This window comes from uncultured Pelagibacterium sp. (assembly GCF_963972885.1).
Lineage (GTDB): Bacteria > Pseudomonadota > Alphaproteobacteria > Rhizobiales > Devosiaceae > Pelagibacterium > Pelagibacterium nitratireducens.
In genome coordinates, this window is the sequence record NZ_CAXAXY010000081.1 from 1 (window position 1) to 12,971 (window position 12,971).

12 protein-coding genes and 1 pseudogene are annotated in these 12,971 nt (G+C 61.8%); 4 read left to right on the forward strand and 9 right to left on the reverse strand.

Going from position 1 to position 12,971, the window contains the following annotated elements:
- The 5 genes from AACZ55_RS12415 to AACZ55_RS12435 all read right to left on the reverse strand — a co-directional run.
- A partial coding sequence (locus AACZ55_RS12415; RefSeq protein WP_339646514.1) for a class I tRNA ligase family protein occupies positions 1 to 373 on the reverse strand: 373 nt, incomplete at its 3' end.
- A gap of 169 nt (positions 374 to 542) precedes the next feature.
- A complete protein-coding gene (locus tag AACZ55_RS12420) occupies positions 543 to 1,538 on the reverse strand; it encodes a bifunctional riboflavin kinase/FAD synthetase (protein ID WP_339646516.1) in 996 nt (331 codons plus the stop codon).
- A 108-nt stretch (positions 1,539 to 1,646) separates the two neighbouring features.
- A complete protein-coding gene (locus AACZ55_RS12425) occupies positions 1,647 to 2,318 on the reverse strand; it encodes a 50S ribosomal protein L11 methyltransferase (protein WP_339646519.1) in 672 nt (223 codons plus the stop codon).
- Between the two features lie 97 nt (positions 2,319 to 2,415).
- The gene (locus AACZ55_RS12430; RefSeq protein ID WP_339646522.1) at positions 2,416 to 3,279 is read right to left on the reverse strand and encodes a TIGR01459 family HAD-type hydrolase; all 864 of its coding nucleotides are present in this window, start codon (positions 3,277 to 3,279) and stop codon (positions 2,416 to 2,418) included.
- A 140-nt stretch (positions 3,280 to 3,419) separates the two neighbouring features.
- Positions 3,420 to 4,643, reverse strand: a complete 1,224-nt coding sequence (locus AACZ55_RS12435) for an EAL domain-containing protein (RefSeq protein ID WP_339646525.1) — start codon at positions 4,641 to 4,643, stop codon at positions 3,420 to 3,422.
- A gap of 162 nt (positions 4,644 to 4,805) precedes the next feature.
- On the opposite strand from AACZ55_RS12435, the gene AACZ55_RS12440 reads away from it, so the two are divergent.
- The gene (locus AACZ55_RS12440; RefSeq protein WP_338607606.1) at positions 4,806 to 6,218 is read left to right on the forward strand and encodes a sigma-54 dependent transcriptional regulator; all 1,413 of its coding nucleotides are present in this window, start codon (positions 4,806 to 4,808) and stop codon (positions 6,216 to 6,218) included.
- 28 nt (positions 6,219 to 6,246) lie between these two features.
- On the opposite strand, the gene AACZ55_RS12445 is transcribed toward AACZ55_RS12440, so the two are convergent.
- Positions 6,247 to 7,776 carry a glycosyltransferase family 39 protein gene (locus AACZ55_RS12445; protein ID WP_339646529.1) on the reverse strand — a complete coding sequence of 510 codons (1,530 nt, stop codon included), beginning with the start codon at positions 7,774 to 7,776 and terminating at the stop codon, positions 6,247 to 6,249.
- A 4-nt stretch (positions 7,777 to 7,780) separates the two neighbouring features.
- A complete protein-coding gene (locus tag AACZ55_RS12450) occupies positions 7,781 to 8,893 on the reverse strand; it encodes a glycosyltransferase family 2 protein (RefSeq protein ID WP_338607608.1) in 1,113 nt (370 codons plus the stop codon).
- Between the two features lie 233 nt (positions 8,894 to 9,126).
- Here AACZ55_RS12450 and groES point away from each other — a divergent pair, with 233 nt between their 5' ends.
- Together groES and groL are read left to right on the forward strand one after the other, a co-directional pair.
- Positions 9,127 to 9,417, forward strand: coding sequence for a co-chaperone GroES (gene groES, locus AACZ55_RS12455; RefSeq protein ID WP_338607609.1), 291 nt, complete (start codon positions 9,127 to 9,129; stop codon positions 9,415 to 9,417).
- Between the two features lie 78 nt (positions 9,418 to 9,495).
- The gene (gene groL, locus AACZ55_RS12460) at positions 9,496 to 11,139 is read left to right on the forward strand and encodes a chaperonin GroEL (protein WP_338607610.1); all 1,644 of its coding nucleotides are present in this window, start codon (positions 9,496 to 9,498) and stop codon (positions 11,137 to 11,139) included.
- Between the two features lie 264 nt (positions 11,140 to 11,403).
- Here the strand turns inward: groL and AACZ55_RS12465 are convergent, their stop codons facing one another.
- Positions 11,404 to 12,153: a TSUP family transporter gene (locus AACZ55_RS12465; protein ID WP_339646533.1), complete on the reverse strand. Its 750-nt coding sequence runs from the start codon at positions 12,151 to 12,153 to the stop codon at positions 11,404 to 11,406.
- 190 nt (positions 12,154 to 12,343) lie between these two features.
- Between AACZ55_RS12465 and AACZ55_RS12470 the strand changes: the two genes are divergently transcribed.
- A complete protein-coding gene (locus AACZ55_RS12470) occupies positions 12,344 to 12,724 on the forward strand; it encodes a DoxX family protein (protein WP_339646535.1) in 381 nt (126 codons plus the stop codon).
- Between the two features lie 46 nt (positions 12,725 to 12,770).
- Here AACZ55_RS12470 and hisG read toward each other — a convergent pair.
- Positions 12,771 to 12,971: pseudogene (gene hisG, locus AACZ55_RS12475) on the reverse strand (ATP phosphoribosyltransferase); the annotation flags it as partial.

Consider the following 12,971-nt stretch of genomic DNA (forward strand, 5'->3'; position numbering starts at 1 on the left):
TGCCCTTGGCGCGGTACTGTTCCTCGATCTTCCATTCGATGGGCAGGCCGTGGCAGTCCCAGCCCGGCACATAGGCCGAATTATAGCCCAGCATCTGCATGGAGCGGGACACAAGATCCTTCAGGGTCTTGTTGAGCGCGTGGCCGATATGGATGTTGCCGTTGGCGTAGGGAGGGCCATCGTGGAGCGTGAATTTTTCACGATCACGGCTCTGCTCGCGCAGCATCTTGTAGAGGTCCATATCCTCCCAGCGCTTGAGCCATTCGGGCTCACGCTGGGGAAGACCGGCCCGCATGGGGAAATCGGTCCGGGGCAGGAACAGGGTGTTTGAATAGTCGCGTTCGGTTGTCGCGCCTTGTTGCGTGTCGGTCATAAGAACTCGCGGAAATCTTCAGTCATGAGATCGGGACCGCTTTTAACAGCGGTGGCGGAGGATTGCCAATGGGTTTGGCGGCAGGGTGCGGGGCGATCACGGACTCTGAGTGTACTGGATCCCGGCTCGGGGCCAGGATGACAAGTGAGAGTGCTGCAACCAACGAGATTTAGCCGAAAGACCCATCGACAAAGCCCAGGGCGGCGTCCAGCTCGGAGAGCGGGCGGGCCTGGGCGGTGATAATTCGCGCCGTCGCCGTGTCCTTGTCCATCTGTTCTATAAGCGGGGCGAGACCATCAAACGTCATCTGGCCCCGGATGAAGCCGAGCAAGGCGATGTCGAGGGTCTTGCCATAGATGGTGCGATCGAAATCGAAAATGAAGGTCTCAAACGGCGGCCGGGCGTTGTCAAACATCGGCTTGCCATAGGCAGCGACGCCATCGAATATTTCGCCATCGAGCCGTATTTTGACGGCATAGACGCCCTGCGCCAGACCGAAGGTCTGGGGCACGGCCATGTTGGCGGTCGGGTAGCCCAGTTCACGGCCGCGCTTGTCGCCTTCGATGACCGTTCCGGAAAAGAAGTGGTGATAGCCCAGAAGATTGTTGGCGGTTTCGACATCGCCGCCGGCAAGCGCATCGCGGACGCGCGAGGACGATACGGGCTCGGTGCCATCATCGAGCATGGCGCAGATCTCGACCGAAAAGCCGTGCTCTTCGCCCTGCGCGACAAGGAAATCGGGCGTACCCGCCCTGCCCTTGCCGAAATGGAAATCGGCGCCAACGACAACCCCGGAGACCTCGAGCGCTTCGAGCAGGTAGCGTGCGACGAAATCGCTTGCCTCGACGGATGCCAGATCGCGGGAAAATTCCATGACGGCCACGGCATCAAAGCCCAGCGCCTCGATAAGAGCGGCTTTCTGATCGGCATGGGTCAGCCGATACAGAAAGGGCTGCGGCGCGAAGACGTCGCGCGGGTGCGGCTCGAAGGTCAGGACCAGCGCCGGCACGCCCTTTTTTTCCGCCATGGCACGGGCGGCGGCGAAGACCTTCTGATGGCCGCGATGGCAACCATCGAAATTGCCAATGGCCACCACACCACCCTTAAGAGCGGATGGGACGGCGGAAAGGCCATCGAGTCGGGCGAAATTTTTGCCTGCGGTCATATTGGTCTGGATCGTTTCGTCGCGCTTTTTTGACGGAAGAGTTGGGTGAGGCCACGCAAAGTCGGGCGGAAACTGCCTCTTTGTGGGTGCGATTGCAAGAGCGCAGGTTCAGGCCCTTGCGCCAATATAGCGCCAGACCTGCGCGGGGCGCGGTTCTGCCGTCGCGGGTTCGCCAAAATCGACCAGCGGATAGGAGCCGAGGGCCTGCATGCGATCGCGCGGCAGATGCTCGCGGCCGATGTCTCCGACATAGATCCGGCAATGTGCGGAAAGGCAGCGGTCGAGAAAGGCCACGACGCGTCCGGCCAGCGTGCTTTCGTAAAAAAGATCGCCGACCAGGACGATTTCGGCCTCGGGTACGGGGCCATCGAGGAGATCGGCGTGTTGGGTCTGGACCGTTACCGAATTGAGGGCGGCGTTGAGCGCAACGGCGGCGATGGCATTTGCATCGGTATCGCAGGCCATGATCCTGTCGGCCCCGCTCAGGGCTGCCGCGATGGCGAGAAGGCCCGAGCCTGTGCCCAGATCGAGGACGGTACGACCCGCGACGATATCGGGATTGGCCATGATGTGGCGGGCCAAAACCAGCCCACCGGGCCAAAACCATGCCCAATAGGGCGGCACGCCGTCGCGCGCCAGCGTCCAGACCCCGCTCTGGGGGACGGCAAGGTGAAGCCGGATATCGGGAAGCCCCGGCACCGGAGCGACGGGCAGTCTATCCTTGATAAAGCCACGCGCGTCTATATCCAGGGTCTGCCGCTCTTCTTGGAATCGCGCCATGCTCTAGACCTTATGTTGTCGCGCTTCCGAACCGGAAAAGTGGAACCCATCCCCGATCGAGTCGAGGACAGGCTTTTTCCTGGAAGCCCTCCGGGCGCTACCAGACCAGCCGGGGCATGAAGCCGACCATGTTGGCGCGGGAGACCGAGACGAAATCGGCGACCCTTCGGGCCGGAGGATCGTTGAAGGCATCGAGTTCGGCGGCGTGGATCGAGCCGGTGATGAACAAGAGATCGATGCCGAACTGGGCGGCGCCCATCGCGTCGGTGCGCACGGAATCGCCGATGGCCAGAATCTGGCTTTTCTCGAAGCGCTGACCGGCGGCCTCGTCGGCCAAAGCCTTGGTCTGCTCATAGATGGGGTTATAGGGCTTGCCGGCCATCATCACCCGGCCGCCGATGTCCTCATAGGCATCGGCCAGCGCGCCACCGCAATAAACTATACGATCCCCCTCCTCGACCACCTTGTCGGGGTTGGCGCAGATCAGGGGCAGATTGCGGGCCTTCCAGATGGTCATGCGGTCCGCATAATCGGCGGGGGTGTCGTCATCGGTATCGAGATCGGTGACGGCGACGGCGGTCGCTTCCTCATCGGAGCCGAAGGTGAGATCGAGGCCTTCGAACAAGACATCATCGACTGCAGGGCCGACCCGGGCGACGGTGCGGCCGCGCCAGTTCTCAAGCAGGGTGCGGGTGGCATCGCCCGAGGACACAAGCGCGTCATAGGCATCGCGCGGGATATTCATGGCGTCGAGCTGGGCGATGATCGAGGCGCCGGGCCGGGGCGCATTGGTGATGAGCACGACGCGGCCACCGCCGGCGCGGAATTGGCTGAGCGCCTCGACGGCACCCCAGTGCGGGGTGACGCCATTGTGCAGCACGCCCCAGACGTCGGACAGCACAGCGCCATAGCGTGTGGCGAGGCTGGAAAGACCGGGAGTGGGGCCGGTGAGAGCGGGCATGGGTTTCCTTGGCTCAAGTCTTTTGTTCGGTCGCGCTTCCGAACCGAATAAGTGGTGTCCACTTATCCTGGAAGCGCTCGGGTGTTCGGTCGCGCTTCCGAACCGGATAAGCGGTGTCCACTTATCCTGGAAGCGCTCTGTTATCGCGCCGCAGCCTGGCGCAGATCGTCATCGCCATCGTCGCGCAGATCGGGCCGCAGGGGTCCGGTTTCGCCCATCACGGGGCCTTGCGCAAGCTTTATGCCATCATCGAGCAGGGCAAGGATCTCGCTCTCGCTCTCAAGGTCGGTGACGACGAGATTGATGCCGAAGCGCTTAATATAGTCATTGATGTCGGATGAATGGAAATCGGTGAGCGCGGCGGGTGTCTTGAGGAAGGTGTGGGCGCTGGTTTCGATGTAGCGCACCCCTTTTTCGGCAAGGCCACCAAAATCGAGGCGCAGCGTCGTCGCGTTGCGCAGGGCGACGAACACGCCCTGTTGCACGAGGGTTGCCAGACCATCCGATTGGGGGCGCGACAGGCCGGTCCATTCCTCGTAATCGAGGGCAAAGACGATATCGGAATTGACGGCGCGGTTGGCGGCAAGAAGGCTCAAGGTCTGATCGAGCGCCGGCTTGTCGCCCAGGCTTGCAGGGGAAACATCGACGAGCAGGCGGACGGGATCGCCGCTCAAACGCGCCCGGCGGACGATGCGGATGGCCTCCTCGGCGCAGAGCCGGTCGATGCGGCGCAAAACGACGGTGCCCTCGCCGGTGGGGACGGGCATGTATTGGGGCGGATCGACAAGCTGGCGGCCATCGATCTGCAGGCGCGGCACCATGTCGAAAGCGTGAATTTTGCGCTGGGGGAGCGTGAGGATGGGGCGGGCGTGGTGGATCAGCCGGCCCTCGTCGAGGGCGCGCTTGACGTCATCGAGGGCAATGGTGGGCACGCGGCGGGGTTCGGGGCCCGAGCCTGTAGCACGGTCGTCCTTGAGGGCCGGTGCGGAGGCAGCCTGAGCGGTTTCGAGATCGGATACCGCTTCGGCCACCTGACGGACCACGGTGCCCAGAACGCTCATGTCGGCTTCGATCACGTCGAGGCGCGAGCCGAGCTCGAGATCGACAAGGGCGTTGACGCGCTGGCTGAGAACCTGGCCGGCCTTGGCGTCGGTGGCGAGAAGGCGCCCCATTTCCTCAACGCCCTGTTCGAGGCGACGGAAGGCGCGGCGGCGGGCATTGCGCTCCTCGAGCATGGCGCCGCCCAGCATGATGACAAGCGCCAGCAGCCCGGCTTCAATGGGGGTGAAGCCGAGGGCAAAATAGGCCGCTGCGCCAAAGGCGACGCCGCAAACCCCGATAAAGATCAGCACCAGATTTTGCACCCGGCTCCATGCCCCCTGCGGGAATCAAATTCGGCTTTCATTTAAAGGTTTACCACTCCCTCTGGCGACTAAAAAGCGGGGGGTGCCAACCCTTTGTTTACCCTAATGGATTGATAATGGCTCATCGAGTTCAGCCTTCATCTGGCAAGGAGTAGCCGCCTGATGCGTGATGGAACCCCGTCGGACGCAGATGTGAATCTGTTGCTGATCGAGCGCTCGCCCGAGAGAGCGCGTGCGACCATGTCCGCCATTTTTGGCCAATGGGGCCACGGGATCACGCTCGTCCACTGTTCGAGCGGTCCGCAGGCGCTGCGCAGCCTCAAGACGGAACGTTTCGATGTCATTTTGGCGGAAACCGAGAGCCTGGACGGGTTTGCGGGCGATGAGGAAGCCGCGTTCGGTGCGCTGGCAAATGCGTCCGATGGGGCGCTCATCATCGCGCTGTCCGATGGCGGATCGGTTTCGCTTGCGGTGGCGGCCATGCGGGCGGGAGCCCATGACTATCTGCCATTGCCGGTCTCGGGGCCGGTTCTGGCCTCCCGGCTGGGCGAGTTGGGCCAGCGCCACGGCAAGGCGCGGGCCATGGTGTGCGACACACTGGCCGAACAGCGCCCCGACTTTGAAGGATTTGTGGGGACAACGCCGCAGATGCAGGCGATTTACGACCAGATCCAGCGGATTGCGCCCTCGGCGGCCCCGGTGTTCATCACCGGAGAAAGCGGGACGGGCAAGGAAGTGACGGCCGAAGCGCTGCACAAGCGCAGCCCGCGCGCCAAAAAGCGGTTCATTGCCATCAATGCCGGCGCGATTCCGCGCGAATTGATGGAGTCCGAGGTGTTCGGGGCGGTCAAGGGCTCGTATACGGGCGCCCATGAGGACCGCAAGGGCGCCATCGAGATGGCCGATGGCGGTACGTTGTTTCTCGACGAAGTCGGGGAAATGGACCTCGCCCTGCAGTCCAAGCTCCTGCGGTTCTTGCAGACCGGGACAATTACGCGGGTGGGAGAATCGGTGTCCCGGCCGGTCGATGTGCGGGTGATCTGCGCGACCAACCGCAATCCGATGCAACTGGTCAGCGAAAAGAAATTCCGCGAAGATCTGTTCTATCGCCTGCATGTGCTGCCCATCCACCTGCCACCCCTGCGGCAAAGGCCGGGCGATATCATGCCGCTGGCGCAGAGCTTTCTTGCGACATTCTCCAAGGAAGAAGGCAAGGGTTTTGCCGGATTTGCTCCCGATGTCGCCAATCTGTTCGTGGCGCGCGAATGGCCGGGCAATGTGCGCCAGCTGCAAAATCTGGTGCGCCGGATCGTCGTGATGTTCGATGGCGGCATGGTGACGGCTCAGATGGCGCTGGCGGCCGATATCGAATCGCGCGATGCCTTTGAGGTTGCCGTGCTCTCGAATGGATCGGTGCCCGATATCCTGCCCATGTGGCAGCAGGAGCAAAAGATCATCGAGGACGCGCTTGGCGCATTCGGCGGCAACATCGCCCGCGCCGCCGCGGCGCTGGAGATCAGCCCCTCGACGATCTATCGCAAGCGGCTGGGCTGGGAGCGGGCGGGAGCGGCGTAGCAGCTTACAACGCGAGCGGCGGTCTTTCTTACCGGGGTCTGTACCCCTGAGCGTAATAGAGCTGGATATTGCCCAACTCTATTACACCATTGCGCTCAATGGATATGGTTCCGAGATGTTCGATGCTCTCAAAGCTGTCCGAATGGGCGTTGGGCACGCGATCGGCGTTGGGGGTCTGGGCAACGACATAGGCGTTCCAGCCGGTGTGGGCCTGCCTGTCGAAATTGAATTCGAGATTGCGGGGATCGCTGCCGAAACAGGCCAATGGCAAGCGGCCCGAGACCTGCGTGTCGATGTAGCCGCAATCGATCCAGTTGGTGCCGGCGACGAACAGTTCGCCCTGCCCGAAGGCGCCAAGGTCATCGAGCGCCTCGCCCAGTTCGGTCCATGGCAGTTGCAGTGCCGTCGGGTCTTCCCAATCGCCCGGGAACACGGCGCGAGCCCATCCGGTTGCCGCGTGGGACACGAGCAGCGAAAGAATGACCAGCGTGGCGATGGCCGAGCCGAACAGCCAGGCGCAGACGGCCTTGCCGTCCCGATCGGCTGCCCAGGCGCCCATGAGCATGAACAGCATCAGATAGCCCGGTGCCTGCCAATGGAAATGGAACTGGGTGTCTGACCACAGCGCAACGATTGTGAAAAAGATGACGACGGGCCAGCCGATATAGGCAAAGAGCGCCGCCGCCCCCGGCTCGGCGCCCGAGGGAAACTGTCCGCGAGCCCCCGCGCCCAGGGCGCGAACGCCGACATAGAGCGCGGGCAGCGCCAGCCAGGGAACCATGTAAAGGAGCTGCCCCCAGATCATGCGGATCAATCCGTCCCAGCGCAAACCGGATTCGGCCAGCGCCCTGCCCCCCTGGAAGCCGAAGGACACCCAATCGTTCTGCGCGTTCCAGACCAGGACGGGCGAGAAGATGGCCAGAGCGATCAGCAGAGCCAGCCATGGCGCGCGATGGGTGAGCCAGCGGCGCTGGGTGGAATTGGCGAGAATGAACAGGCCCGTGCCGGCCACGAGGAAGACCGCGTGATATTTCGAAAGAAATGTCAGCCCGAGAAATAACCCGGCAAGGCTCCAGTAGAGAAACGGCCGCTGGGCGCCCTTGCCGAAGAATATCTCGATCAGAACGCGGATCGTTGCGAGCCAGAACAAGACCATGGGGGCATCGGGCTGTGTCCATGAGCCGACGGAGAGCGAAAACAGCACGCAGGCATTGACGATCAGTGCTGCAAAAAAGCCGCCGAGCGGGGAATGGATGCGCCGGACAATGTCAAAGACCAGCCAGGTCGAGACGGCGAACATCACGATGAAAGGCAGCCGGATGATCAGCAGGTTGTCCGATCCGGTCAATTGCAGCGTTGCCCAGATGGTCCAGAGCGAGACAGGCGGCTGGTCGAAATAGCTCAGGTGAAACTGGCGGGCCGAGGCAAGATAATAGGCCTCTCCCGTGCCCCAGCCGACCACCGCGCCACCGATCATGCGCAGGACCAGAGTGACGGCGATGAGGATCAGAGTGGCCTGAGCGGGCGAGAAAGGGCCGATGCGATCACGCAAGGTCATGGGTTCACCGCCAGGTAAAAATGCGGGTGACCGCGTAGTTGAAGACCACGCTCATCACCGCGCCGGCCACCCCGGCGACGATGAAATTGGCCATGTGGGTTTCAAACAGCACGCTGGCCACCGAGACATTGGCGAGCGTGCCGAAGCTGCAGACCAGATAGAAACTGAGCAGCCCGGTCCAGAAGCGAGAGCCCGTCAGTTTCTTGTCGGCGTAGGTCAATTCGTTGTTGAGCAGGTAGTTGGTGGTCATGGCCACCAGCGTTGCCGCCAACTGGCTGTTGGCGAAGTTGAAGTCGAGAACTTCGAAGACAAATGTCAGCACCGAAAGATGCACCACAACGCCCGACGCGCCAACCAGCGAAAACAGAAGAAAGCTGGTGGGCAGGATGCCACGGGAAATCTGCGACACGATGAGCCCGAGAAACTGGGCGACGACCAGGGCGCTCATCTTGCTTTCGCCGGCAAAACGCGGGCGGAAGGTGTAGGGCACCTCGGTGATCGTCAGCTTGCGCCCCAGTTGGCGGTTGCCCGTGGCGATGATGTCGAGCAGGATCTTAAAGCCTTCGCGCGACAGGCGCGGGACGATTTCATTGAACAGCGACCGGCGCAGCAGGAAAAAGCCGCTCATCGGATCGGACAGGGCCTTGCCGGTGAGAATGCCCGAAAGCCGGGTTGCCAGTTCGGACCCCTTCTGACGGCTGGCGGAAAAACCATCCTGGGAACTGCCCTCCCCCGTGTAGCGTGAGCCAACGACAATGTCGGCCCCGGCGCGGGCCTGGTCGAGCATCTGGGTCAGAATCGTTTCGTCGTGCTGATGGTCGGCATCGATCACGGCCACAAATTCTGCCGCCGAGGATGCCATGCCTTCGATGCAGGCCGATGACAGGCCGCGCCGACCGATACGGTGAATACATCTGACATGGGGCTTTTGCGCTGCGATCTGCTTGGCCAGATCGGCGGTGCCGTCCGGGCTGTTGTCATCGACGATGATGACTTCAAAGCTGATGCCTGCCAGCGCCGCCTCGAGCTTTTCGATGAGCGGGGCAATGTTGTCGCGTTCATTGAAGGTGGGGACGATGACCGACAGGGTCGGCGGAATCCAATCTCGTGCGGACATATTTTCCAATTCTGTCATCGTCTCGTCTTTTTATGTCCGCATGAACGGCTGGCATGCAAATCGCGCAACGGCATAACAAGCCCCTGTCCGCGATGCAAAATTTTTTGCGTGCGGCATTCTTGACTCCCGCACCCCCCTCTCCTATCTGCACCATATGCTGCTAGCACTCCCGACGTTAGAGTGCTAATAGCGGAGGAAATTGCATCTCAACTTCACGTTCCAAAGGAGCGACTATGAGCTTCCGTCCCCTGCATGACCGCGTTGTGGTCCGCCGCGTCGACAGCGAATCCAAGACCGCTGGCGGCATCATCATTCCAGACACCGCCAAGGAAAAACCCTCCGAGGGCGTTATCGTTTCCGTCGGCGCCGGAGCCCGCGACGACAATGGCAAGGTCGTTCCGCTCGACGTCAAGGAAGGCGACCGCGTCTTGTTTGGCAAGTGGAGCGGCACCGAAGTCAAGGTTGGCGGCGAAGACCTGCTGATCATGAAAGAGTCCGACATCATGGGCGTGATCGAAGGTTAATCCGGACGCGCTTCCGGTTGGAAGCGCCCCCAAAACCTTCGGATGCCCTTTTTCATTTTTTGCAAGGAGCAGAATTAAATGGCTGCCAAAGAAGTCAAATTCTCGACCGAAGCCCGCGACAAGATGCTGCGCGGCGTCAACATCCTGGCCAATGCGGTCAAGGTGACGCTCGGTCCCAAGGGCCGCAACGTGGTCATCGAAAAGTCGTTCGGCGCACCGCGCATCACCAAGGACGGCGTGACCGTTGCCAAGGAAATCGAACTCGAAGACAAGTTCGAAAACATGGGCGCCCAGATGTTGCGCACCGTGGCCTCCAAGACCAATGACATCGCCGGCGACGGCACCACGACTTCGACCGTTCTGGCTCAGTCGATCGTCAACGAAGGCGTCAAGGCCGTCGCTGCCGGCATGAACCCGATGGATCTCAAGCGCGGCATCGACCTGGCCGTGACCGAAGTGATCTCGAACCTGGCCTCGAAAGCCGTCAAGATCTCCAACACCAGCGAAGTCGCCCAGGTCGGCACGATCTCGGCCAATGGCGAAAAGGCCATCGGCGACATGATCGCCAACGCCATGCAGAAGGTCGGCAACGAGGGTGTCATCACCGTCGAGGAAGCCAAGACCGCAGAAACCGAACTCGATGTCGTCGAAGGCATGCAGTTCGACCGCGGTTACCTTTCGCCCTATTTCGTGACCAACACCGAAAAGATGGTCGCTCAGCTCGACGATCCGCTCATCCTGCTGCACGAAAAGAAGCTTTCGAACCTGCAGGCTCTGCTGCCCGTTCTCGAAAGCGTGGTTCAGTCCAACCGTCCGCTGCTCATCATTGCAGAAGACGTTGAAGGCGAAGCGCTTGCCACTCTCGTGGTCAACCGCCTGCGTGGCGGTCTCAAGGTCGCTGCCGTCAAGGCACCGGGCTTCGGCGATCGCCGCAAGGCCATGCTCGAAGACATCGCCATCCTGACCGGTGGCCAGGTGATTTCCGAAGACCTCGGCATCAAGCTCGAGAACGTGACCACCGACATGCTGGGCACCGCCAAGCGCGTCGAGATCACCAAGGAAAACACCACCATCGTCGATGGTTCGGGCTCCAAGGACGACATCGAAGGCCGTGTCAACCAGATCAAGGCGCAGATCGAAGAAACCTCGTCCGATTACGACAAGGAAAAGCTTCAGGAACGTCTGGCCAAGCTGGCCGGTGGCGTTGCCGTGATCAAGGTCGGCGGTTCGACCGAAGTTGAAGTGAAAGAACGCAAGGACCGCGTCGACGACGCGCTCAATGCAACCCGCGCTGCGGTTGAAGAAGGCATCGTTGCCGGTGGTGGCGTTGCGCTGCTGCGGGCCTCGAACGCGCTCACCGTCAAGGGTGCCAATGCCGACCAGCAGGCCGGTATCGCCATCGTCAAGCGCGCGCTGCAGGAACCGATCCGTCAGATCGCCAACAATGCGGGCAGTGAAGGTTCGGTCGTTGTGGGCAAGATCCTCGACAATGCGTCCGACACCTTCGGCTATGACGCCCAGACGGGTGAATATGGCGACATGATCCAGATGGGCATCATCGATCCCGTCAAGGTCGTGCGCACCGCTGTTGAAGACGCTGCCTCGGTTGCCGGCCTTCTGGTCACCACCGAAGCGATGATCGCCGAGCTTCCAAAGGACGACGCACCCGCCATGCCCGGCGGCGGTGGCGGCATGGGCGGCATGGGCGGCATGGATTTCTAAGGAATCCATTTCGCTCACGGGCCGTACCGCATTCGGCCCGAAGCGCTAAAACCGCGCTGGGCCGAATGCTGGCCCTGCGCGGGCGCGGCCAACGATGGCCGGGCGCTCTTTGCGCCTTAAAGAAAAAGAATTGGGACCTCTCCAGGGTCTCGAACGGGAAGGGCAGTGCTTCGGCGCTGCCCTTTTCGTTTGGAACTTCCCGTTCGCTTTTTGCCTGGCACGGCTTTGTCGGCGCCTGCAAAGCAGGCTTGCACACCGTACGACTCAGGGGAAAAAGAGCAGCTTTATTGCGAGGATGATCGAGACGACGATCACCAGGGGGCGGATGATTTTGGCGCCGTAGCGGATGCCGGTGACGGCGCCGAGGTAGCCGCCGAGGATCTGGCCTGTGGCCATGACGATCGCCACTGGCCAGACGACGTCTCCGGCGATGATGAAAAAGATCAAGGCAGCGAGGTTGGAGACGACGTTGAGAATCTTGGTGTGGGCCGAGGCGCGGGCTGCCGAGAGGCCGAACAGGGCGACGAAGGCCAGCATGAAGAACGAGCCGGTGCCGGGGCCGAAAAGGCCATCGTAAAAGCCGATCACGAAGGCGAAGGCGGGAACGAAGGTTGCAAATTTGAGGCGGGCGGCGCCATCGATGTCCCTGATCGAGGGCGAGAAGGTGAAATAGAGCGCGACGGCGATCACGGCGACCGGGACAAGGATCTCAAGAGCGGAGGTATCGACCTGCTTGACGACGATGGCGCCGAAAAGCGAACCGGCGAAGGCCGCGCCGATGGCGGGGACCAGCGACAGGATCGAGACGTAGCCCTGGCGCCAATAGGTCCAGGCGGCCATCGTGGTGCCGACGATCGATTGGGCCTTGTTGGTGGCGATGGCGCCCAATGGCGGCAGGCCGGCCCAGAGCAGCGCAGGGATGGTGATCAGGCCGCCGCCGCCGGCAACGGCATCGACAAAGCCGGCGATGACGCTGACGCCGCCCAGCGCCACAAGGACCCAGATATCGTACACGGAAAGGACTCGTCGTTGCGTGGTGGCGCTTGCTGGCACGAAGCGGGGCGGTTTGCAACCGGATCGATGCTGGGGGCGCCGCTACTGTATATTGATTGGCGAACAATCTGTCGGTGACAGGTGGATTTTTCAAACGGTGGTCATGCGGCAGTGTCCGGTCATCGCAAATCGGATACTGGACGCAAAGACCATGAACGCGCTTCAAACCTATCTACCGACTGTGGGCCGCATCTTTCTGGCCCTCATCTTCATTCTCGCCGGCCTGAGCAAGATCCCGGCCATCGAGGGCAATGTGGGCTATATGGAAATGTTCGGCGTGCCGGGCCTCCTGATCTGGCCGACCATTCTTTTGGAAGTCGTTGGCGGCATCATGCTGGCGATCGGGTTCAAGGCCCGCTGGGCGGCGGCGGCACTGGGTGCCTTCTCGCTGGTTGCGGCATTGATCTTCCACACCGACTTTTCCAACCAGATGGAAATAACCAATTTTCTCAAGAACGTCGCCATAGTGGGCGGCATGCTTTACGTCATCGCCTTCGGGCCGGGAGCGCTGGCGGTCGATACCCGCAAGTAGGCGCTATTGCCAAAAAAAGAAAAAGGGCCGCGCGAGCGGCCCTTTTTTATGGCTGGAACCGGGTGGCGCCGATGGCGTCGGTCAGTCGGTTGAGGACAGCCAGCCTGCCCTCGTGCCACTCGGCGTTGCGGGCGACGAGCAGCAGGGATTCGCTTTTGAGCATCACGCCATCTTCGAGGATGCGCAGGCCGTTGGCCTTGAGCGTTGCGCCGGTCGAGGTGATGTCGACGATGAGATCGGCGGCGCC

What these genes read in the sequence shown, in the direction of transcription:
- AACZ55_RS12420 (WP_339646516.1), bottom strand. Translation starts at nt 1,538, where the DNA reads ATGACCGCAGGCAAAAATTTCGCCCGACTCGATGGCCTTTCCGCCGTC.
- AACZ55_RS12425 (WP_339646519.1), bottom strand. Translation starts at nt 2,318, where the DNA reads ATGGCGCGATTCCAAGAAGAGCGGCAGACCCTGGATATAGACGCGCGT.
- AACZ55_RS12430 (WP_339646522.1), bottom strand. Translation starts at nt 3,279, where the DNA reads ATGCCCGCTCTCACCGGCCCCACTCCCGGTCTTTCCAGCCTCGCCACA.
- AACZ55_RS12440 (WP_338607606.1), top strand. Translation starts at nt 4,806, where the DNA reads ATGCGTGATGGAACCCCGTCGGACGCAGATGTGAATCTGTTGCTGATC.
- AACZ55_RS12445 (WP_339646529.1), bottom strand. Translation starts at nt 7,776, where the DNA reads ATGACCTTGCGTGATCGCATCGGCCCTTTCTCGCCCGCTCAGGCCACT.
- AACZ55_RS12450 (WP_338607608.1), bottom strand. Translation starts at nt 8,893, where the DNA reads ATGTCCGCACGAGATTGGATTCCGCCGACCCTGTCGGTCATCGTCCCC.
- groES (WP_338607609.1), top strand. Translation starts at nt 9,127, where the DNA reads ATGAGCTTCCGTCCCCTGCATGACCGCGTTGTGGTCCGCCGCGTCGAC.
- groL (WP_338607610.1), top strand. Translation starts at nt 9,496, where the DNA reads ATGGCTGCCAAAGAAGTCAAATTCTCGACCGAAGCCCGCGACAAGATG.
- AACZ55_RS12470 (WP_339646535.1), top strand. Translation starts at nt 12,344, where the DNA reads ATGAACGCGCTTCAAACCTATCTACCGACTGTGGGCCGCATCTTTCTG.